Raw genomic sequence first — 19,177 nt, 5'->3', positions numbered from 1 at the left:
GCTTCGGCCTTCCTTCGCTTTCCCCGGCGGCTCGGACCGCTTTAACGCAGACTTCTAGGGTTTTTCATGACGCGCTACATATTCGTCACGGGCGGTGTTGTTTCTTCTTTGGGGAAAGGCATTGCATCGGCTTCATTGGCGGCCATCCTGGAGGCGCGGGGGCTTAAGGTCACCATGCTGAAGCTGGATCCGTACATCAACGTCGACCCGGGCACCATGAGCCCGTTCCAGCACGGTGAAGTGTTCGTCACCCACGACGGCGCCGAGACCGACCTGGACCTGGGCCACTACGAGCGGTTCATCCGCACGACCATGACCCAGAACAACAACTTCACCACCGGCCGTGTCTACGAGCACGTGCTGCGCAAAGAGCGCCGTGGTGACTACCTGGGTGCAACCATCCAGGTGATTCCGCACATCACCGACGAAATCAAGCGTCGCATCATCAAGGGCGCTGGCGATGCCGACGTGGCGCTGGTGGAAATCGGCGGTACCGTTGGTGACATCGAATCGCAACCGTTCCTCGAAGCCATCCGCCAGCTGCGTGTGGAAGTCGGCTCCAAGCGCGCGATGCTGATGCACCTGACCCTGGTTCCGTACATCGCCACCGCTGGCGAGACCAAGACCAAGCCGACCCAGCACTCCGTGAAGGAACTGCGTTCGATCGGCCTGCAGCCAGACGTGCTGATCTGCCGCTCCGACCATCCGGTGGATGTGTCGTCGCGTCGCAAGATCGCGCTGTTCACCAACGTTGAAGAACGTGCGGTGATCTCCCTGGAAGACGTCGACACCATCTACAAGATCCCGGCCGTACTGCACGCCCAGGGTCTGGACGATTTCGTCGTCGAGCGTTTCGGCCTGCAATGCAATGGCGCCGACCTCTCCGAGTGGGAAAAGGTCGTCGATGCCAAACTGAATCCAGAGCACGAAGTCACCATCGCGATGGTCGGCAAGTACATGGAACTGCTGGACGCCTACAAGTCGCTGATCGAAGCGATGAGTCACGCCGGCATCACCAACCGCACCAAGGTCAACCTGCGCTACATCGATTCCGAAGACATCGAGAATCAGGGCACCGCGCTACTGGAAGGCGTCGACGCGATCCTCGTACCGGGCGGCTTCGGTCTGCGTGGCGTGGAAGGCAAGATCACCGCCGTTCAATACGCTCGCGAAAACAAGGTTCCGTACCTGGGTATCTGCCTGGGCATGCAAGTGGCGGTCATCGAGTTCGCCCGTAACGTGCTGGGCTGGAAAGACGCCAACTCCACCGAGTTCGATCGTGCCAGCGGCCATCCGGTTGTCGGCCTGATTACCGAGTGGGAAGACGCTACCGGTGCCGTTGAAGTGCGTACCGAAGCGTCCGATCTGGGTGGCACCATGCGTCTCGGCGCTCAGGAATGCCTGCTCGAAGCCGGCTCCAAGGTGCACGACTGCTACGGCAAGGATGTGATTGTCGAGCGTCACCGTCACCGTTACGAAGTGAACAACAACCTGCTCCCGCAAATCATCGAGGCCGGCCTGAAGATTTCCGGTCGTTCTTCCGATGCAGCGCTGGTTGAAGTGGTCGAAGCACCTGATCATCCATGGTTCGTCGCTTGCCAGTTCCACCCAGAGTTCACCTCGACGCCACGCGATGGCCATCCGCTGTTCAGCGGCTTCGTCAAAGCGGCATTGGCTCAACACCAGAAGAAGGCGTAACCCCGATGGCACAGAAGATCATCCGCGTCGGCGACATCGAGATTGCCAACGACAAACCCATGGTGCTGTTCGGCGGCATGAACGTGCTGGAAAGCCGTGACATGGCCATGCAGGTTTGCGAAGAGTACGTGAAGGTCACCGAAAAACTCGGTATCCCTTACGTGTTCAAGGCCAGCTTCGACAAGGCCAACCGTTCTTCTGTGACCTCCTATCGCGGTCCTGGCCTGGAAGAGGGCATGCGCATCTTCCAGGACATCAAACAAGCCTTCGGCGTGCCGATCATCACTGACGTCCACGAGCCTGACCAGGCCGCGGTCGTCGCCGAGGTCTGCGACATCATCCAGCTGCCGGCCTTCCTGTCGCGCCAGACCGATCTGGTCGTCGCGATGGCCAAGACCAACGCTGTGATCAACATCAAGAAAGCCCAGTTCCTCGCGCCTCAGGAAATGAAACACATCCTGAACAAGTGCGTGGAAGCGGGTAACGATCAGTTGATCCTCTGCGAGCGCGGTTCGAGCTTCGGCTACAACAACCTCGTGGTCGACATGCTCGGCTTCGGCATCATGAAGCAGTTCGAGTACCCGGTATTCTTCGACGTGACCCATTCGCTGCAAATGCCTGGCGGTCGTTCCGACTCTGCCGGCGGTCGCCGCGCCCAGGTCACCGACCTGGCCAAGGCTGGCATGAGCCAGTCGCTGGCGGGCCTGTTCCTCGAAGCGCACCCGGATCCGGACAACGCCAAATGCGACGGCCCTTGCGCCTTGCGTCTGGACAAACTGGAGCCATTCCTGGCCCAGCTCAAAGCCCTGGACGAACTGGTGAAGAGTTTTCCGACGGTAGAAACCGCGTAAACCTCAATTCTCCGGTAAAGTACCGCACGATTTGTCGCTCATGCCCTCGGGTATGAGCGTTGTCGTCTGCAAGCTGCCCGCTGCACACCACTTGCCGACGGTAAAAAGATTTCCTCTAGCTGCGTCGTTTTCGTCAACTTTGGAGTGTTTACAACAATGGCAAAAATCGTCGACATCAAAGGTCGTGAAGTTCTCGACTCCCGTGGCAATCCCACCGTGGAAGCGGACGTGCTTCTCGACAACGGCATCATCGGCAGCGCCTGCGCGCCGTCCGGTGCATCCACTGGCTCGCGTGAAGCGCTCGAGCTGCGTGATGGCGACAAGAGCCGTTACCTGGGCAAGGGCGTGCTCAAGGCGGTAGCCAACATCAACGGTCCGATCCGCGATCTGCTGCTGGGCACCGACCCAAGCGACCAGAAAGCCCTGGATCACGCGATGATCAAGCTGGACGGTACTGAAAACAAAGCGACCCTGGGCGCCAACGCCATCCTCGCCGTATCCCTGGCTGCGGCCAAGGCGGCTGCACAGGATCAGGACCTGCCGCTGTACGCACACATCGCCAACCTGAACGGCACCCCGGGTGTGTACTCGATGCCGGTTCCGATGATGAACATCATCAACGGTGGCGAACACGCCGACAACAACGTCGACATCCAGGAATTCATGGTTCAGCCGGTTGGCGCCAAGTCCTTCTCGGAAGGTCTGCGCATGGGCACCGAGATTTTCCATCACCTCAAAGCCGTGCTGAAGGCCCGTGGCCTGAGCACTGCCGTCGGTGACGAAGGCGGTTTCGCGCCGAACCTGGCTTCCAACGAAGACGCACTGAAAGTGATCTCCGAAGCAGTCGCCAACGCCGGTTACAAGCTGGGCACCGACGTGACCCTGGCTCTGGACTGCGCGGCCAGCGAATTCTTCGAAGACGGCAAGTACAACCTGTCCGGCGAAGGCCAGGTGTTCACCGCTGAAGGTTTCGCCGACTACCTCAAAGGTCTGACCGAGCGTTACCCGATCATCTCGATCGAAGACGGTCTGGACGAGTCCGACTGGGCTGGCTGGAAGATCCTCACCGACAAGATCGGCGAGAAGACCCAACTGGTCGGTGACGACCTGTTCGTGACCAACACCAAGATCCTGAAAGAAGGCATCGATAAAAAGATCGCCAACTCGATCCTGATCAAGTTCAACCAGATCGGCACCCTGACCGAAACCCTGGAAGCCATCCAGATGGCCAAGGCAGCCGGTTACACCGCTGTGATCTCGCACCGCTCCGGCGAAACCGAAGATTCGACCATTGCCGACCTGGCCGTGGGTACTTCGGCTGGCCAGATCAAGACCGGTTCGCTGTGCCGTTCCGACCGCGTTTCCAAGTACAACCAACTGCTGCGTATCGAAGAGCAGTTGAATGGCAAGGCCAAGTACAACGGTCGCAGCGAGTTTCGCGGCTGAGCAGTAAATGATAGAAAGACACCGGATTGTGTCGGAAAAGTCGTGACAGCGATGGATTTGCCACTAATCTGATGCCTTATATGCACAAGCCTGGATATTCCAGGCTTCGTGCTATCAGATGCTTCAAAGTTTTGGCGTGGCTGTCTTTTTTCACTGGATACCTGATATTCGATGCGCAGTCCTTACTGGTTGTTTCTCGTTTTGCTCTTGCTGCTGGCCGGTCTGCAGTACCGCCTGTGGGTGGGCAATGGCAGTCTGGCGCAAGTCGCCGAACTGAATCAGCAGATTGCTGATCAACACGCCGAGAACGAAGCCTTGTTGGAGCGCAACCGGGTGATGGACGCTGAAGTCAGCGAGTTGAAGAAGGGCATGGAGACCGTTGAAGAGCGGGCTCGTCACGAACTGGGCATGGTCAAGGACGGCGAAACCCTTTACCAGTTGGCCCAATGATCGATTCCCTGCCGGCCTTCTGGGCCGTGATTCCTGCCGCGGGCGTCGGTGCCCGAATGGCCGCGGACCGTCCCAAGCAATATCTGCAACTGGGCGGGCGCACAATTCTCGAACACAGCCTCGGCTGTTTCCTCGATCACCCGAGCCTCAAGGGCCTGGTGGTCAGTCTTGCTGTCGATGATCCTTATTGGCCGAACCTGGCCAGCGCCAGCGATCCGCGAATTCAACGGGTTGACGGTGGTGCCGAGCGTTCCGGCTCGGTGCTCAACGCCTTGCTTCATCTGCACGCCCAAGGCGCGGACGACGAGGACTGGGTGCTGGTGCACGATGCGGCGCGGCCCAATCTGAGCCGTGACGATCTCGACAAATTGCTCGCTGAGCTGGCGAACGATCCGGTCGGTGGCCTGTTGGCCGTACCGGCGAAGGACACTCTGAAGCGGGTCGACAAACACGGTCGTGTGGTGGAAACCGTGGATCGCAGCGTGATCTGGCAGGCCTACACGCCGCAGATGTTCCGCCTCGGTGCCTTGCACCGCGCACTGGCGGACAGTCTGGTGGCTGATGCTGTGATCACCGATGAAGCCTCGGCAATGGAGTGGTCCGGCATGGCGCCGCGCCTGATCGAAGGCCGCGCGGACAATCTAAAAGTCACCCGCCCCGAAGACCTCGAATGGTTGCGCCAGCGCTGGGCCAATCGTCGTTAAATCCGGTACTCCGGCCGTTCGGCCAAACCTTCCTTGAGAAAATCCACCAGTTTGCGCACCTTCGGCGACAAGTGCCGCTGCTGCGGATACAGCGCCCACACCGCCGTATTCGGCGGTTGATGCGCCTCCAGCAAAGAAATCAACGCACCGCTGTGCAGGTGCTCCAGCACGTAATAGTCCGGCAACTGACACAGCCCGACGCCTTGCAGTGCGGCATCCAGCACCGCTTGCCCACTGTTGCAGCGCCAGTTTCCTTGTACTCGCTGGGAAAATTCCCGCCCGTTTTGTTCAAGCTGCCAGATGTCCGAGCTGCCGATCAGGCAATTGTGCCGACCCAGTTCCGACAAGCTGTGTGGGCGCCCGTATCGTTCCAGGTAGGACGGCGACGCACACAGATACATGCGCCGCGGTGCCAGGCGAGTCGCTACGAGCCGTGAATCCTGAAGCCGACCAAGACGGATCGCCAGGTCCAGGCCTTCATGCACCAGATCGAGTTGGCGGTTGGTCAGTTCAATGTCGATGCGCAGTTGCGGGTAGTGCCCCATGAACCGCGTCACCAGCGGCACGATGAAGCGCTCGCCATAGGCCACGGCGCAGGTCATGCGCAGCATGCCTTTGGGTTCGCTGGTCAGGTCGCCGACCGCACGCAACGCTTCTTCGCGACCGTCCTGCAGGCGCTGGCAATGTTGCAGAAAGGTCTGGCCGGCCTCGGTCAGCGTGACGCGTCGGGTACTGCGATACAGCAGTCGCGTCTGCAAACGCTCTTCCAGTCGTACGATTTGTCGACTGATGTGCGAGGAAGAAACGCCGAGGCGTTCGGCAGCCGCGGTGAACTGGCTGCATTCGGCAACAGCGACGAACTCGTCGATACCTTCCCAGCGGTTTTCGGACATGGGGATTATCCCTATATGGCAATAATGTTTTGCTTTTGTCCGGATTATTCATCAAACAGCGCTGGGCTACACTCACCGTCTGGTTTTTTATTCAATGGATTCACTGGAGAGTCAGCATGATCAAGTCGCGCGCCGCCGTTGCCTTCGAGGCCAAGAAGCCGCTGGAAATCGTAGAAGTCGATGTCGCCATGCCCAAGGCCGGTGAAGTGTTGCTGCGCGTGGTGGCTTCCGGGGTGTGCCACACTGACGCCTACACACTGTCCGGTGCAGACCCGGAAGGTATTTTCCCGTCGATCCTCGGCCACGAAGGTGGTGCAATCGTTGAAGCAATCGGCGAAGGCGTGACCTCCGTGGCCGTCGGCGACCACGTCATTCCGCTGTACACCCCGGAATGCGGTCAGTGCAAATTCTGTAAGTCGGGCAAGACCAACCTGTGTCAGGCGATCCGCGCCACCCAGGGCAAGGGCCTGATGCCGGACGGCACTTCGCGTTTTTCCTACAAGGGCCAAACGATTTTCCACTACATGGGGACCTCGACATTCTCCGAGTACACCGTGCTGCCGGAAATCTCCGTGGCCAAGATCTCCAAGGACGCGCCGCTGGAAAAGGTCTGCCTGCTCGGTTGCGGCGTGACTACCGGTATCGGCGCGGTGATCAACACCGCCAAGGTCAAACCGGGTGACACCGTGGCCATTTTCGGCCTCGGCGGCATTGGCCTGTCGGCGGTGATTGGTGCGGTAAAGGCCAAGGCCTCGCGCATCATCGCCATTGACATCAACCCGGCCAAGTTCGAAATCGCCAAGCAACTGGGTGCCACCGACTGCGTGAACCCGAAAGATTTCGATCGTCCGATCCAGGAAGTGATCGTCGACATGACCGATGGCGGCGTCGACTTCTCCTTCGAATGCATCGGCAACGTGCAGCTGATGCGCGCAGCCCTCGAGTGCTGCCACAAGGGCTGGGGTGAGTCGGTGATCATCGGTGTTGCCGGCGCCGGCCAGGAGATCGCCACCCGTCCGTTCCAACTGGTGACCGGTCGCGTCTGGCGCGGTTCGGCGTTCGGTGGCGTGCGTGGTCGTACCGAGCTGCCAAGCTATGTCGACATGGCGCAAAGCGGCGAAATCCCGCTGGATACCTTTATCACCCACACCATGGGCCTGGAAGACATCAACAAGGCCTTCGATCTGATGCATGAAGGCAAGAGCATCCGTACCGTCATTCATTTCTGATCAATCCCGATGCCATGGCCGCCACCGCGCGGCCGTGGTTGCGTAGGAGTCCTACATGAGTCTGGAAAACATCTCCTGTCAGAAAAGTTTCGGCGGTTGGCACAAGCGCTATCGCCATCGCTCCGAAGTGCTGGGCTGCGACATGGTGTTCGCCGTGTACCTGCCGCCGCAGGCAGAGCAGGGCGGCAAGCTGCCGGTGCTGTACTGGCTGTCGGGCCTGACCTGCACGGACGAGAACTTCATGCAGAAGGCCGGTGCCATGCGCATGGCGGCTGAACTGGGGCTGATCATCGTTGCACCTGACACCAGTCCGCGCGGCCCGGATGTACCGGGTGATCCCGACGGGGCCTGGGATTTCGGTCTCGGTGCCGGGTTTTATCTGAATGCCACGCAGGAACCCTGGTCGCGGCACTATCGGATGCATGACTACGTTGTGCAGGAATTGCCTTCACTGGTTGAAGCGCATTTCCCGGCGTCGGACAAACGCAGTATCAGCGGCCACTCGATGGGCGGTCACGGTGCGCTGGTCTGTGCGTTGCGCAATCCGGGGCGTTATCAGTCGGTGTCGGCGTTTTCGCCGATCAACAATCCAATGGATTGTCCGTGGGGCCAGAAAGCGTTCTCCCGCTATCTGGGCGAAGACCGTTCGAAGTGGCGCGAGTGGGATGCCTGTGCACTGATCGCCGAAGCGGACGAGAAACTGCCACTGCTGGTCGATCAGGGTGATCGCGACGACTTCCTCGCCACCCAACTAAAACCCGAAGCCCTGCAACAAGCGGCAAAACAAGCGGGTCATCCGTTGACGTTGCGTCTGCAACCGGGCTACGACCACAGCTATTTCTTCATCGCGAGCTTCATTGACGACCACTTGCAGCATCACGCACGCGCTCTGGGGGGTGTTCTCAGTTAGTTTCCACTCCGCGCCGGGTCTGCTGTTTTGCAGGGCAAGGCGCGAGAAGCGTGGTTTGGTTGTTCCAAATAAGCTTCGAGCAACGCAGCCCTGCAAAACAGCAGGCCCGGCCCTTCGGGTTGTGCCTTAAAGCGTGCCATGCTGCGTTGCATGCCTTGGGAAGGGAACAACCATTCCCAGCGGCCTGCGCCTTGCCTGGCACGCTTTAAGGCGACAACGCGGAGGGGAAACTAATTGAGAACACCCCCCGGGTTAATGCAGGTAGAATCACGCCCTGACAAAATTCGGGGCGTTTTTTTATGCGTATTGGCCACGGCTATGATGTGCACCGTTTCGCTGAAGGCGATTTCATTACTCTGGGCGGCGTGCGAATCGCACACGGCTTCGGGCTGCTCGCTCACTCCGACGGTGACGTCCTGCTGCACGCCTTGAGCGATGCCTTGCTCGGCGCGGCTGCGCTGGGTGATATCGGCAAGCATTTCCCGGACACCGACCCGCAATTCAAGGGCGCTGACAGCCGTGTGCTGCTGCGTCATGTGGTCAGTCTGATCCACGCCAAGGGCTGGAAGGTCGGCAATGTCGACAACACCATCGTTGCCCAGTCCCCGAAAATGGCCCCCCATATCGAATCGATGCGCGCGCTGATTGCCGCGGATCTGCAAGTAGAGCTGGATCAAGTGAACGTGAAAGCCACCACCACCGAGAAGCTCGGCTTCGTCGGTCGCGAAGAAGGCATCGCCGTGCATTCCGTTGCCTTGTTGCTGCGCGCATGAACGAACTGCAACTGCTCGGCCCGCGGGCCTATGGTGACGCCCTCGGCACCGCGGTACTGAAAGCTATCGCCGAAGATTTTCAGGTCGATGAAGTGCTCGACATTCCGTTCAGCGGAGACGGAGAGCATTTGTGGATCTGGGTGGAAAAACGCGGCCTGAACACCGAAGAGGCAGCGCGCCGTATAGCCAAGGCTGCCGGCGTGCCGCTGCGCACAGTTAGTTATGCCGGTCTGAAAGACCGTCAGGCGCTGACCCGCCAGTGGTTCAGCGTGCAATTGCCGGGCAAGGCCGATCCGGATCTGTCGGCGGCGGAAAACGACACGCTGAAAATCCTCAAGACCACCCGCCACAAGCGCAAGCTGCAACGTGGCGCGCATTCGGCCAACGGTTTCACGTTGCGCCTGACCCAGTTCAAAGGCGACAAGGCTGCCATCGATGAGCGCCTGCAACTGATCGCCAAACAAGGTATTCCGAATTACTTCGGCGCCCAGCGTTTTGGCCATGACGGTGGCAACGTGGTCGATGCCCGTTCGTGGGCTGCGCGCAAGGCGCTGCCGGAGCAGCGCAATGTGCGTTCGCGACTGCTGTCGACCGCGCGCAGTTTTCTGTTCAATCAGGTGCTCGCAGCACGGGTCGCCGATGGCACCTGGCAGCGTGCCCAGGTCGGCGATCTGCTGGCGTTCACCGATAGCCGCAGCTTTTTCCCGGCCGGGGAAGCCGAATGCAGTGATCCGCGTCTGGCGATTCTCGACCTGCACCCGACCGGTCCGCAGTGGGGCGAAGGTGACTCGCCGGCGGCCGGGGTTGTCCATGATCTGGAGCAGGGGATTGCCGCACGCGAGGCGGATCTGCGCGATTGGTTGATTAATGCCGGTATGAGCCACGAACGTCGCATCCTGCGGCTGCCCATTGGCGGGTTGACGTGGCATTATCCCGAGCCTGACATTCTGCAACTGGAATTCGTCCTCCCGGCCGGATGCTTCGCCACCGTATTGGTGCGCGAACTCGTTGATCTGGTGCCGGTGGGGCAGACGGACAGCCCATGCGTATTCTGATTTCTAACGACGATGGGGTGACTGCGCCCGGTCTTGCCGCGCTTTATGCTGCGCTGGCGGATTACACCGAGTGCGTGGTTATCGCCCCGGAACAGGACAAGAGTGGTGCCAGCAGTTCGCTGACACTCGACCGTCCATTGCACCCGCAATACCTGGCCAACGGCTTTATCAGCCTCAATGGCACGCCGACCGACTGCGTTCATCTGGGCCTCAACGGTTTGCTTGAACGCGAGCCGGACATGGTGGTGTCGGGGATCAACCTGGGCGCCAACCTGGGTGATGACGTGCTGTATTCCGGGACGGTGGCAGCCGCCCTCGAGGGCCGCTTTCTTGAGCGCCCGTCGTTTGCCTTCTCGCTGGCTTCGCGGCAGGTCGACAACTTGCCTACGGCCGCCTACTTTGCGCGCAAACTGGTCGAAGCCCATTCCGGGCTCGACCTGCCACCGCGCACGGTGCTGAACGTGAACATTCCCAATCTGCCGATCGATCACATTCGCGGCATTCAATTGACCCGTCTCGGCCATCGCGCCCGTGCGGCGGCACCGATGAAGGTCGTGGATCCGCGCGGCAAGGCCGGTTACTGGATCGCTGCTGCAGGTGATGCGGAAGACGGCGGGCCGGGCACCGATTTCCACGCGGTGATGCAGGGTTACGTATCCATCACTCCGTTGCAGCTCGATCGCACCTTCAATGATGCCTTCAGAAGTCTCGACGGCTGGCTGGAGGGGCTCAATTAATGGCTCGTGAACAAGACGACAGGCTGCGCAGCGGCATCGGGATGACGTCCCAGCGAACCCGTGAGCGCCTGATCCAGCGTCTGTATGAAGAGGGCGTTTCCAACGCCAGCGTGCTGGAAGTGATCCGTCGCACCCCGCGGCACCTGTTCGTCGATGAAGCGCTGGCGCACCGGGCCTATGAGGACACCGCGCTGCCGATCGGCAACAACCAGACCATTTCCCAGCCTTATATGGTGGCGCGCATGAGCGAGCTGCTGCTGGAGGCCGGGCCGCTGGATAAAGTGCTGGAGATCGGCACGGGTTCCGGTTACCAGACAGCGGTGCTATCGCAACTGGTCGAGCGGGTGTTCTCGGTCGAGCGCATCAAGGTGCTTCAGGATCGGGCCAAGGAACGCCTGGTCGAGCTCAACCTGCGCAATGTGGTGTTTCGCTGGGGCGATGGCTGGGAAGGCTGGCCGGCGCTGGCGCCGTACAACGGCATTATCGTTACCGCCGTGGCCACCGATGTGCCTCAGGCTTTGCTTGATCAACTGGCACCGGGCGGGCGGATGGTGATCCCGGTCGGTTCGGGCGAAGTGCAGCAATTGATGCTGATCGTGCGTGAAGAAAACGGCTTCTCCCGACACGTTCTGGGGGCGGTGCGTTTCGTGCCATTGCTTAATGGCCCGCTGGCCTGAGCATTTGTTCGAGGCCGCTGAATTCCTTTCGCGCGTGCCTGTCTTACAGCGGCAGCGAGTGTTTAAACAGGATGGATCGTCTACAAGCAAACGTGTGCGCCGAGCGATAGCGCTTCTATAAAGGTAAAGCCGGTTGCGCCCGTTATACTTGCGAAGTTTCATGCCGGAATCGGTATTCCACATTTTTCAGCCACCACAAAGGGAGCGGCGGGTGAGTCTCACAGTCATTGCGCAGCGTATGGGTAACACGAGCTTTCAGCGCCTGGTGACTGGCCTTGTCTTGAGCACCTTGCTGGTCGGTTGCTCCAGCACAAAATCGAGCAACGTTCGGGTCGTCGATCGCAACAATACGGTGGCCCAGCGTCCGGTCGTGACGACCGGGCAGTATGTAGTCCGTCCGGGCGATACCCTGTTTTCCATCGCTTTTCGCTACGGCTGGGACTACAAAGCCCTCGCCGCCCGGAACAATATTCCTACGCCATACACGATACATCCGGGTCAGACGATTCGCTTCGACGGACGTACCGGTTCAACGTCGACGGCGGTCGTCAGCAGCGCCGGATCTTCAGCGTCTTCGTCCAGCAAAACCACGGTTATCCGGCGCCAGGCAAATGGCACGACCACCACCACAACCACGGGTTCCGGTGCGGCTTCGACGACGGTTGTACCGTCCGTCGCCAACAAGCCAACACCCGCTCCACTGCCTCCAGCGGGCCCGGCCCCGACCGGCTGGGGATGGCCATCTAATGGCATTCTCATTGGAAAATTCTCTTCAAACGGTAGTTTGAATAAAGGAATTGATATCGCCGGAGATTTGGGACAGCCTGTTTTAGCTGCGTCTGATGGGACGGTGGTATACGCCGGGAGTGGCTTAAGGGGCTACGGCGAATTGGTCATCATCAAACACAGCGAAACCTACGTCAGTGCTTACGGACACAACCGTCGGCTGTTGGTACGGGAGGGGCAGCAGGTCAAGGTCGGACAGACAATTGCCGAAATGGGGTCAACGGGTACAGACCGGGTGAAACTGCATTTTGAGATTCGCCGACAAGGTAAACCTGTAGATCCGCTGCAGTTCCTGCCAAGACGTTGATTTGCAGACCAGCCTGTTCCGTCACGTAGAGGGGACAGGCTCCAGCGTTGCCAAGGATAAAGGCGTCGCTTGAGCTTGGGGTCGAACTCACCAAAGGACTATAACAATGGCTCTCAGTAAAGAAGTGCCGGAGTTTGACATCGACGATGAGGTTCTCCTGATGGAGACCGGCATCGATTCGGATTCGATGTCGAATGATGAAGGGGCTGCTCCACCTTCCGTTCGTGCCAAATCCAAACACTCCGCTTCACTTAAACAACATAAGTACATCGATTACACTCGGGCACTCGATGCCACGCAGCTGTACCTCAACGAAATCGGCTTTTCCCCTCTGCTCTCCCCGGAAGAAGAAGTTCATTTTGCGCGCTTGTCGCAAAGTGGCGATCCTGCCGGGCGCAAGCGCATGATCGAAAGTAACCTGCGGCTGGTGGTCAAAATCGCCCGGCGTTACGTCAATCGGGGGCTGTCGCTGCTGGATCTGATCGAAGAGGGCAACCTCGGACTGATCCGCGCGGTGGAAAAGTTCGATCCCGAGCGCGGCTTCCGCTTCTCGACCTACGCGACCTGGTGGATCCGTCAGACCATCGAACGCGCGATCATGAACCAGACCCGGACCATCCGGTTGCCGATTCATGTGGTCAAGGAACTCAACGTGTACCTGCGGGCTGCACGGGAGCTGACGCAAAAGCTCGACCACGAACCTTCACCCGAAGAAATCGCCAACCTGCTGGAAAAACCGGTGGGCGAGGTCAAGCGCATGCTGGGCCTGAACGAGCGGGTTTCTTCGGTCGACGTCTCGCTGGGTCCGGATTCGGATAAAACCCTGCTGGACACTCTGACGGATGACCGTCCGACCGATCCGTGCGAACTGCTGCAGGATGACGACCTGTCGCAGAGCATCGATCAGTGGCTCTCGGAGCTGACTGACAAGCAACGCGAAGTGGTAGTACGTCGCTTCGGCCTGCGCGGTCACGAGAGCAGCACGCTGGAAGATGTAGGTCTGGAGATCGGCCTGACCCGGGAACGGGTGAGACAGATCCAGGTGGAGGGCCTCAAGCGCCTTCGGGAAATCCTCGAGAAAAACGGTCTGTCGAGCGAGTCGCTGTTCCAGTAAGCGTTCTGCATGCCAACCAATAAAAAGCCCCGACCCGTTCGGGGCTTTTTGTTGCCCGGCTCTGGAGTACGGCCTGGGATCTGACGACCGGTCGTCATTTCCCGGTTTTGTAGTCTCGCGGTGTAAGCCCTGGCTTACTCTTTCGTAAGTGTTCGTTATTTTTACACTGCGGAAGACATCCATTGGTCTGTTGAGTCATTTATAAGATTTTGATTTATATGAATATTTTTAATTATTAAATGCTTATGACACGAGGTTTTACTGGATCCGACCGGTTGCCCGTATCGGGGAACTCTTTAGTATCTGGGTTGTGTCGACGGATAGACACGCCCTTCAAGGAAGAGGGGAATGGACATCGCAGGACGCGATTCATCAGGACGATGAAAAGGAACACAGGGAATAGGGAAAAATGTGGGCGGGTCAAACCGCCCCTTTTTTTGCCTGAAGAAAAGCCAAACCCGCAAAAACAAAAAGGCCCGCGAGGGGCCTTTTCATTCGAACGCGGGACAGATCAGCGTTCGAGGTCTTTGATCTTGCCTTTGACGCCATCCCACTCTTCGGCATCCGGCAGCGATTCTTTCTTCTCGGTGATGTTCGGCCAGATTTCGGCCAGCTCGACGTTCAGCTGAATGAATTCCTGCATTTCTTCCGGAACTTCGTCCTCGGAGAAAATGGCCACGGCCGGGCATTCCGGTTCGCACAGGGCGCAGTCGATGCACTCGTCCGGGTGAATCACCAGGAAGTTCGGGCCTTCGTAAAAGCAGTCCACCGGACAGACTTCTACGCAGTCGGTGTACTTGCACTTGATGCAGTTGTCGGTGACGACGAAGGTCATTTCTAATTTTCTCCTCAGGCGGCGGCAGCGTTGCCCCTTCACGGTTGGGGTCGCCAGGTTCGGGAGCGATGTCTGCCAGCCAGGCTATTAGCCAGCAGCATCCCAAACCGCGCGAGATTCTAACAGCTTGAAGCCGTTTGCGTTATATCCGGTTCGTCGGTGCTTAGATCCGGTTCTTTAGTGCATAGAGCATTTCGAGTGCACGACGCGGTGTGACGTCATCCAGATCCAGTTTGGCCAATTCATCCAGCACCGGATGCGGGAGGCTGGCAAACATGTCGCTCTGCTGCGGTGTCGCCGGTTTGCCCTTGGCGGCCGGTTTTGGCGCCTCATGCGGCAGCGCGGTATCTTCCAGGCGGCTCAGGTGCTCACGAGCACGCACAATCACTTCGCTTGGCACACCGGCCAGCTGCGCAACCGCAAGGCCATAACTCTGGCTTGCCGGCCCCGGCAACACGTGGTGCAGGAACACGATGCGTTCGTTGTGCTCGGTGGCGTTGAGGTGCACGTTGGCCACCAGCGGTTCGGCTTCCGGCAGTACGGTCAGTTCGAAATAGTGCGTCGCAAACAGAGTATAGGCCCGCAATTGCGCCAGACGCTCCGCCGCCGCCCACGCCAGGGACAGACCGTCAAAGGTGCTGGTGCCGCGACCGACTTCGTCCATCAGCACCAGGCTGCGCTCGGTGGCATTGTGCAGGATGTTCGCGGTTTCGCTCATTTCCACCATGAAGGTCGAGCGCCCGCCGGCGAGGTCGTCGCTGGAACCGATCCGGGTGAAAATCCGGTCCACCAGCGACAGTTCGCAACTGGCCGCCGGCACGAAGCTGCCGATGTGCGCCAGCAGCACAATCAGTGCAGTCTGGCGCATATAGGTGGATTTACCGCCCATGTTCGGGCCGGTGATCACCAGCATGCGAGTGTTGTCGTCCAGGCTCAGATCGTTGGCCACGAACGGCGTGGTCAGCACTTGCTCGACCACCGGATGACGGCCCTGGGAGATGCGCATGCACGGCTCGCTGACGAACGTCGGGCAATTCAGGTCGAGATTCAGCGCACGTTCGGCGAGGTTGCTCAGTACGTCCAGTTCGGCCAGCGCGCCAGCGGTGTCCTGCAACGGCGGCAACTGGCTGATCAGGTCTTCCAGCAACGTCTCGTAGAGCATCTTCTCGCGGGCCAGGGCGCGGCTTTTGGCCGACAGTGCCTTGTCTTCGAATTCTTTCAGCTCCGGGGTGATAAAGCGCTCGGCGCCTTTGAGGGTCTGGCGGCGGATGTAATCTGCCGGCGCCGATTCAGCCTGTTTGCTCGGCAACTCGATGAAGTAACCGTGGATACGGTTGTAGCCGACTTTCAGGTTGGCGAGGCCTGTGCGGGCCTTTTCCCGGGCTTCCAGATCGATCAGGAACTGACCGGCGTTCTCGCTCAGCGATTGCAGCTCGTCGAGTTCGCTGTCGTAACCGGTTTTCAGCACGCCGCCGTCGCGGATCACCGCCGGCGGGTTGTCGATGATGGCTTTTTCCAGCAGCGCCGCCAGTTCCGGGTAAGTGCTGGTGGTGGCCGCCAGGCGTTGCAGGTGCGGCGCTTCCAGGTCAGCCATTGCCACTTGCAGTTGAGGCAACGCGCCGAGTGCATCACGCAGGCGGGCGAGGTCGCGAGGGCGGGCATTGCGCAGGCCGATCCGCGCCAGAATCCGCTCGATGTCGCCGATTTCCTTGAGCTGCGGCTGCAGGTTTTCAAAGCGATAGCGGTCGAGCAGGCAAGTGATCGAGGTCTGACGAGCAAGCAACACGGTCAGGTCGCGCAGCGGACGGTTGAGCCAGCGAGTCAGCAAACGGCTGCCCATGGCGGTCTGGCAACGGTCGACCACCGATTGCAGGGTGTTGTCGCGGCCACCCGCCAGGTTGGTGTCGAGTTCCAGGTTGCGGCGGCTGGCGCCGTCCAGCACCACGGTGTCGTCCAGCCGCTCATGGCGCAGGCTGCGCAGATGGGGCAGGGCGGTGCGCTGGGTTTCCTTGGCATATGCCAGCAGGCAACCGGCGGCGCCGATCGCCAGGGTCAGGGTTTCGCAACCGAAGCCTTTCAGATCCTGGGTGGAGAATTGCTGGCAGAGACTTTTCAGCGCCGAGTCGCGCTCGAAATCCCACGGTGCACGGCGACGTACCCCACGGCGTTTTTCCGCCGGCAGATCCTTTGGCCAATCATCCGGGATCAGCAACTCGACCGGGTTGACACGCTCAAGCTCCGCCAGCAGGTTTTCCCAGCCCTTGATCTCAAGCACGGTGAAATTGCCGCTGGTGATGTCCAGCACGGCGAGGCCGAACAGCCGCTCGTCGCCCAGCACCGCCGCGATCAGGTTGTCGCGACGCTCATCCAGCAACGCCTCGTCGCTGACCGTGCCCGGGGTGATGATGCGCACCACTTGGCGCTCGACCGGACCTTTACTGGTCGCCGGGTCGCCGACCTGTTCGCAGATCACCACCGATTCGCCGAGCTTGACCAGTTTCGCCAGGTAGCCTTCCGCCGCGTGATACGGAATCCCGCACATCGGAATCGCCTGCCCCGCCGACTGCCCGCGCGCGGTCAGGGTGATGTCCAGCAACTTGGCCGCCTTCTTCGCGTCTTCGTAGAAGATCTCGTAGAAGTCGCCCATGCGGTAGAACATCAGCTGGTCCGGGTGCTGATTCTTCAGGCGCCAGTACTGCTGCATCATCGGAGTGTGGGAGGACAGGTCGGAGACGGCTTTATTCATCGGATTGTCAGGCAACTCGTTCAAAGGTGTGGGGCAAAAGCGCGGCAGTGGCCGGGCATTTCCGCGATGGGCGCAAGGTTACCATGGGCAGTCTGTCGGACGCAGGCATCGCGGCAGGGTGACAGCTATCTGGCTTGAAAAGGTCGACTATGCACGATTTATGCAAATCAGCATTTGTCTTCGCGAAAAACTTCAAGCACTATGCGCGTTATGCAAAAACGCAACGTATCTACCGTCTTAAGAGCACTGCTCGACCAGCACGGGATCTCCCCCACGGAGCTCCACCGTCGCACCGGCGTGCCTCAATCCACGCTCTCGCGGATTCTCAGCGGGAAGATCGTCGATCCTTCGGATAAACACATCTCGAAGATCGCCGAATACTTTGCCGTGAGCACCGATCAGTTGCGCGGGCGCGCAGATGTTGCGCCCGCCGCCAACGCCGGACGCGACGAGTTGCATTCCGAACTCAAGGACATAAGCCTGTGGGACGACGACACGCCAGTCGATGACGACGAGGTGTCGGTGCCCTTTCTTCGCGAGGTTGAATTGGCTGCTGGATCAGGAAGATTCGTCATCGAAGAGAGCGAACGCTCCAGCCTGCGCTTCGGCAAGCGCAGCCTGCGCCATAACGGTGTGCAGTTCGATCAGGCCAAATGCGTGACGGTACGGGGCAACAGCATGTTACCGGTGCTGCGCGACGGTGCCACGGTCGGGGTCAACGCGGGAAAATGCGGGATCGGCGACATCATCGATGGCGACCTTTATGCGATCAACCACAATGGTCAATTGCGGGTGAAGCAGCTCTATCGCCTGCCTACCGGTATCCGTCTGCGCAGCTTCAATCGCGATGAACACCCGGACGAGGACTACAGCTTCCAGGACATGCAGGAAGAGCAGATCGTCATCCTCGGTCACGTCTTCTGGTGGGGCATGTACGCCCGGTAACCGGATTCCTCGCTGACAAAACCCGCCTCGGCGGGTTTTTTTTCGCCTGTAGAAAACCGGCTAACCCTTGAATCGCGGGGCTTTCATGCATTCGCGCATTTCTTGTGCATAAATAAATGCATTTACGCATTGACTGTATATGCATCCATGCATATTCTTGCCACCAAGCCGCTCGACAAAGCGGCTGGCAACAACAGCTCTTTAGTTCCACAAGAACAGGCAGCGATGAACCGGCCTCAACGGTTCAGAGGGTTGGCAACTGACCCGGGTGTGCAGCGTAAAGCACCAGAAGCAGTTATCCGGCGGGCAGGGACCGCGGTCGGAAAAACAATTTGAATGGACTCGTACCGCGCCAGTAGCGCCGAAAAGTCAGCTTCCTTCTCGTACACAGGATTGAAGGAAGGCGAAGGAGCGCATTACTGAAAAGCCCGGCGAGTTGCCGGGCTTTTTGGAATGCCTGCCCGATGCAGACAGATAAACCCAAGCCGCGATACAGGCGATCAAATAAGGATGTCAGCAATGAGTTTGAAAAAATATGCACGCGTAGTGAATGGCAAGGTCGACAACATTTTCGAAACGGTCAATCCGATCACCGAAGAGTTTCCCGGTGATCAGGTGTGGGTCGACGTTACCGCTATAGCTGGCCAGGTTGACTACGGCCACAACGCGATCAACACCGACGGTGTCTGGTCTTTCGCCCCCGAGTTTCCTTGGGGCCAATCGGCGTTGAGTGAACAACTGCGCAATGAAAAAACGCGTCGGTTCGACAACGTAATCACCCGTGTTGCCTCCGCCGGGCTGCAATACAAAGTTGATCTGGGCATTGCTACTACTGCGGAGCAACTGTACCTGAGCGCGTTCAAGGAGTACTGCGTGGCCTTCACTCAGGTCAATAAGCAGCCGGACTTTCCGGTGACCATCGTTTGGCCAGAGTTGCCGTAGGTCGCCAGAGATCAGTACTGAAAAGCCCGGCCATTTGCCGGGCTTTTTGGAATGCCCGCCTGGCGCACCCATCGCGCCA

Annotated in this window: 18 protein-coding genes; 15 read left to right on the top strand and 3 right to left on the bottom strand. The window is 59.4% G+C overall.

Translation table 11 applies throughout. The features are described 5' to 3' along the window. Window positions 1–66: 66 nt before the first annotated feature. The 5 genes from BMZ46_RS06125 (at window position 67) to ispD (ending at window position 5,149) form a co-directional block, all read left to right on the top strand. Complete coding sequence (locus BMZ46_RS06125; RefSeq protein WP_011332696.1) at window positions 67–1,698, top strand: CTP synthase; 1,632 nt, start codon at window positions 67–69, stop codon at window positions 1,696–1,698. Between the two features lie 5 nt (window positions 1,699–1,703). Beyond that, entirely contained in the window at window positions 1,704–2,549 is an 846-nt protein-coding gene (gene kdsA / locus BMZ46_RS06120) for a 3-deoxy-8-phosphooctulonate synthase (RefSeq protein ID WP_007954807.1), read from the top strand. A gap of 156 nt (window positions 2,550–2,705) precedes the next feature. Continuing rightward, a complete protein-coding gene (gene eno / locus BMZ46_RS06115) occupies window positions 2,706–3,995 on the top strand; it encodes a phosphopyruvate hydratase (protein ID WP_007954808.1) in 1,290 nt (429 codons plus the stop codon). A 171-nt stretch (window positions 3,996–4,166) separates the two neighbouring features. Continuing rightward, the gene (gene ftsB, locus BMZ46_RS06110) at window positions 4,167–4,445 is read left to right on the top strand and encodes a cell division protein FtsB (protein ID WP_003222158.1); all 279 of its coding nucleotides are present in this window, start codon (window positions 4,167–4,169) and stop codon (window positions 4,443–4,445) included. Beyond that, window positions 4,442–5,149 carry a 2-C-methyl-D-erythritol 4-phosphate cytidylyltransferase gene (ispD, locus tag BMZ46_RS06105; protein ID WP_074691307.1) on the top strand — a complete coding sequence of 236 codons (708 nt, stop codon included), beginning with the start codon at window positions 4,442–4,444 and terminating at the stop codon, window positions 5,147–5,149. Before ftsB ends, ispD begins: the two co-directional genes overlap by 4 nt. On the opposite strand, the gene BMZ46_RS06100 is transcribed toward ispD, so the two are convergent. Then, the gene (locus BMZ46_RS06100; protein ID WP_007954817.1) at window positions 5,146–6,042 is read right to left on the bottom strand and encodes a LysR family transcriptional regulator; all 897 of its coding nucleotides are present in this window, start codon (window positions 6,040–6,042) and stop codon (window positions 5,146–5,148) included. The genes ispD and BMZ46_RS06100 overlap by 4 nt on opposite strands. Window positions 6,043–6,158: 116 nt before the next feature. Between BMZ46_RS06100 and BMZ46_RS06095 the strand changes: the two genes are divergently transcribed. The 8 genes from BMZ46_RS06095 (at window position 6,159) to rpoS (ending at window position 13,630) form a co-directional block, all read left to right on the top strand. Further along, on the top strand, window positions 6,159–7,271 hold the full coding sequence (locus BMZ46_RS06095) for an S-(hydroxymethyl)glutathione dehydrogenase/class III alcohol dehydrogenase (RefSeq protein WP_007954819.1): 1,113 nt from the start codon (window positions 6,159–6,161) through the stop codon (window positions 7,269–7,271). 55 nt (window positions 7,272–7,326) lie between these two features. Next, a complete protein-coding gene (fghA, locus tag BMZ46_RS06090) occupies window positions 7,327–8,181 on the top strand; it encodes an S-formylglutathione hydrolase (RefSeq protein ID WP_039769689.1) in 855 nt (284 codons plus the stop codon). Between the two features lie 299 nt (window positions 8,182–8,480). After that, window positions 8,481–8,954, top strand: coding sequence for a 2-C-methyl-D-erythritol 2,4-cyclodiphosphate synthase (gene ispF, locus BMZ46_RS06085; protein ID WP_074691309.1), 474 nt, complete (start codon window positions 8,481–8,483; stop codon window positions 8,952–8,954). Beyond that, a complete protein-coding gene (gene truD, locus BMZ46_RS06080; RefSeq protein WP_039769690.1) occupies window positions 8,951–10,009 on the top strand; it encodes a tRNA pseudouridine(13) synthase TruD in 1,059 nt (352 codons plus the stop codon). Before ispF ends, truD begins: the two co-directional genes overlap by 4 nt. Continuing rightward, the gene (surE, locus tag BMZ46_RS06075; RefSeq protein WP_039769691.1) at window positions 9,997–10,746 is read left to right on the top strand and encodes a 5'/3'-nucleotidase SurE; all 750 of its coding nucleotides are present in this window, start codon (window positions 9,997–9,999) and stop codon (window positions 10,744–10,746) included. Before truD ends, surE begins: the two co-directional genes overlap by 13 nt. 41 nt (window positions 10,747–10,787) lie before the next feature. Beyond that, entirely contained in the window at window positions 10,788–11,423 is a 636-nt protein-coding gene (locus BMZ46_RS06070) for a protein-L-isoaspartate(D-aspartate) O-methyltransferase (RefSeq protein ID WP_170844894.1), read from the top strand. A 211-nt stretch (window positions 11,424–11,634) separates the two neighbouring features. Further along, the gene (locus BMZ46_RS06065; protein ID WP_074691311.1) at window positions 11,635–12,516 is read left to right on the top strand and encodes a peptidoglycan DD-metalloendopeptidase family protein; all 882 of its coding nucleotides are present in this window, start codon (window positions 11,635–11,637) and stop codon (window positions 12,514–12,516) included. A 106-nt stretch (window positions 12,517–12,622) separates the two neighbouring features. Then, a complete protein-coding gene (gene rpoS, locus BMZ46_RS06060) occupies window positions 12,623–13,630 on the top strand; it encodes an RNA polymerase sigma factor RpoS (RefSeq protein WP_007954831.1) in 1,008 nt (335 codons plus the stop codon). A 511-nt stretch (window positions 13,631–14,141) separates the two neighbouring features. On the opposite strand, the gene fdxA is transcribed toward rpoS, so the two are convergent. After that, the gene (fdxA, locus tag BMZ46_RS06055; RefSeq protein WP_007908827.1) at window positions 14,142–14,465 is read right to left on the bottom strand and encodes a ferredoxin FdxA; all 324 of its coding nucleotides are present in this window, start codon (window positions 14,463–14,465) and stop codon (window positions 14,142–14,144) included. A 163-nt stretch (window positions 14,466–14,628) separates the two neighbouring features. Beyond that, window positions 14,629–17,211, bottom strand: a complete 2,583-nt coding sequence (gene mutS / locus BMZ46_RS06050) for a DNA mismatch repair protein MutS (protein WP_074691313.1) — start codon at window positions 17,209–17,211, stop codon at window positions 14,629–14,631. A gap of 210 nt (window positions 17,212–17,421) precedes the next feature. Here mutS and BMZ46_RS06045 point away from each other — a divergent pair, with 210 nt between their 5' ends. Both BMZ46_RS06045 and BMZ46_RS06040 read left to right on the top strand, forming a co-directional pair. Beyond that, window positions 17,422–18,156, top strand: a complete 735-nt coding sequence (locus BMZ46_RS06045) for an XRE family transcriptional regulator (RefSeq protein WP_041475154.1) — start codon at window positions 17,422–17,424, stop codon at window positions 18,154–18,156. A 519-nt stretch (window positions 18,157–18,675) separates the two neighbouring features. After that, the gene (locus BMZ46_RS06040; RefSeq protein ID WP_235375918.1) at window positions 18,676–19,098 is read left to right on the top strand and encodes a tail fiber assembly protein; all 423 of its coding nucleotides are present in this window, start codon (window positions 18,676–18,678) and stop codon (window positions 19,096–19,098) included. Window positions 19,099–19,177 lie beyond the last annotated feature (79 nt).

Origin of the sequence: Pseudomonas sp. NFIX49 (genome assembly GCF_900115915.1) — a bacterium.
In the GTDB taxonomy this organism is placed as follows: domain Bacteria; phylum Pseudomonadota; class Gammaproteobacteria; order Pseudomonadales; family Pseudomonadaceae; genus Aquipseudomonas; species Aquipseudomonas pharyngis.
Note: the sequence above shows the minus strand (reverse complement) of the source record. Positions and strands in the feature narration are given on the sequence as shown.

Coding starts and splice junctions, on each gene's coding strand:
- BMZ46_RS06125 (WP_011332696.1), top strand. CDS start 67: ATGACGCGCTACATATTCGTCACGGGCGGTGTTGTTTCTTCTTTGGGG.
- kdsA (WP_007954807.1), top strand. CDS start 1,704: ATGGCACAGAAGATCATCCGCGTCGGCGACATCGAGATTGCCAACGAC.
- eno (WP_007954808.1), top strand. CDS start 2,706: ATGGCAAAAATCGTCGACATCAAAGGTCGTGAAGTTCTCGACTCCCGT.
- ftsB (WP_003222158.1), top strand. CDS start 4,167: ATGCGCAGTCCTTACTGGTTGTTTCTCGTTTTGCTCTTGCTGCTGGCC.
- ispD (WP_074691307.1), top strand. CDS start 4,442: ATGATCGATTCCCTGCCGGCCTTCTGGGCCGTGATTCCTGCCGCGGGC.
- BMZ46_RS06100 (WP_007954817.1), bottom strand. CDS start 6,042: ATGTCCGAAAACCGCTGGGAAGGTATCGACGAGTTCGTCGCTGTTGCC.
- BMZ46_RS06095 (WP_007954819.1), top strand. CDS start 6,159: ATGATCAAGTCGCGCGCCGCCGTTGCCTTCGAGGCCAAGAAGCCGCTG.
- fghA (WP_039769689.1), top strand. CDS start 7,327: ATGAGTCTGGAAAACATCTCCTGTCAGAAAAGTTTCGGCGGTTGGCAC.
- ispF (WP_074691309.1), top strand. CDS start 8,481: ATGCGTATTGGCCACGGCTATGATGTGCACCGTTTCGCTGAAGGCGAT.
- truD (WP_039769690.1), top strand. CDS start 8,951: ATGAACGAACTGCAACTGCTCGGCCCGCGGGCCTATGGTGACGCCCTC.
- surE (WP_039769691.1), top strand. CDS start 9,997: ATGCGTATTCTGATTTCTAACGACGATGGGGTGACTGCGCCCGGTCTT.
- BMZ46_RS06070 (WP_170844894.1), top strand. CDS start 10,788: ATGACGTCCCAGCGAACCCGTGAGCGCCTGATCCAGCGTCTGTATGAA.
- rpoS (WP_007954831.1), top strand. CDS start 12,623: ATGGCTCTCAGTAAAGAAGTGCCGGAGTTTGACATCGACGATGAGGTT.
- fdxA (WP_007908827.1), bottom strand. CDS start 14,465: ATGACCTTCGTCGTCACCGACAACTGCATCAAGTGCAAGTACACCGAC.
- mutS (WP_074691313.1), bottom strand. CDS start 17,211: ATGAATAAAGCCGTCTCCGACCTGTCCTCCCACACTCCGATGATGCAG.
- BMZ46_RS06045 (WP_041475154.1), top strand. CDS start 17,422: ATGCAAAAACGCAACGTATCTACCGTCTTAAGAGCACTGCTCGACCAG.
- BMZ46_RS06040 (WP_235375918.1), top strand. CDS start 18,676: ATGAGTTTGAAAAAATATGCACGCGTAGTGAATGGCAAGGTCGACAAC.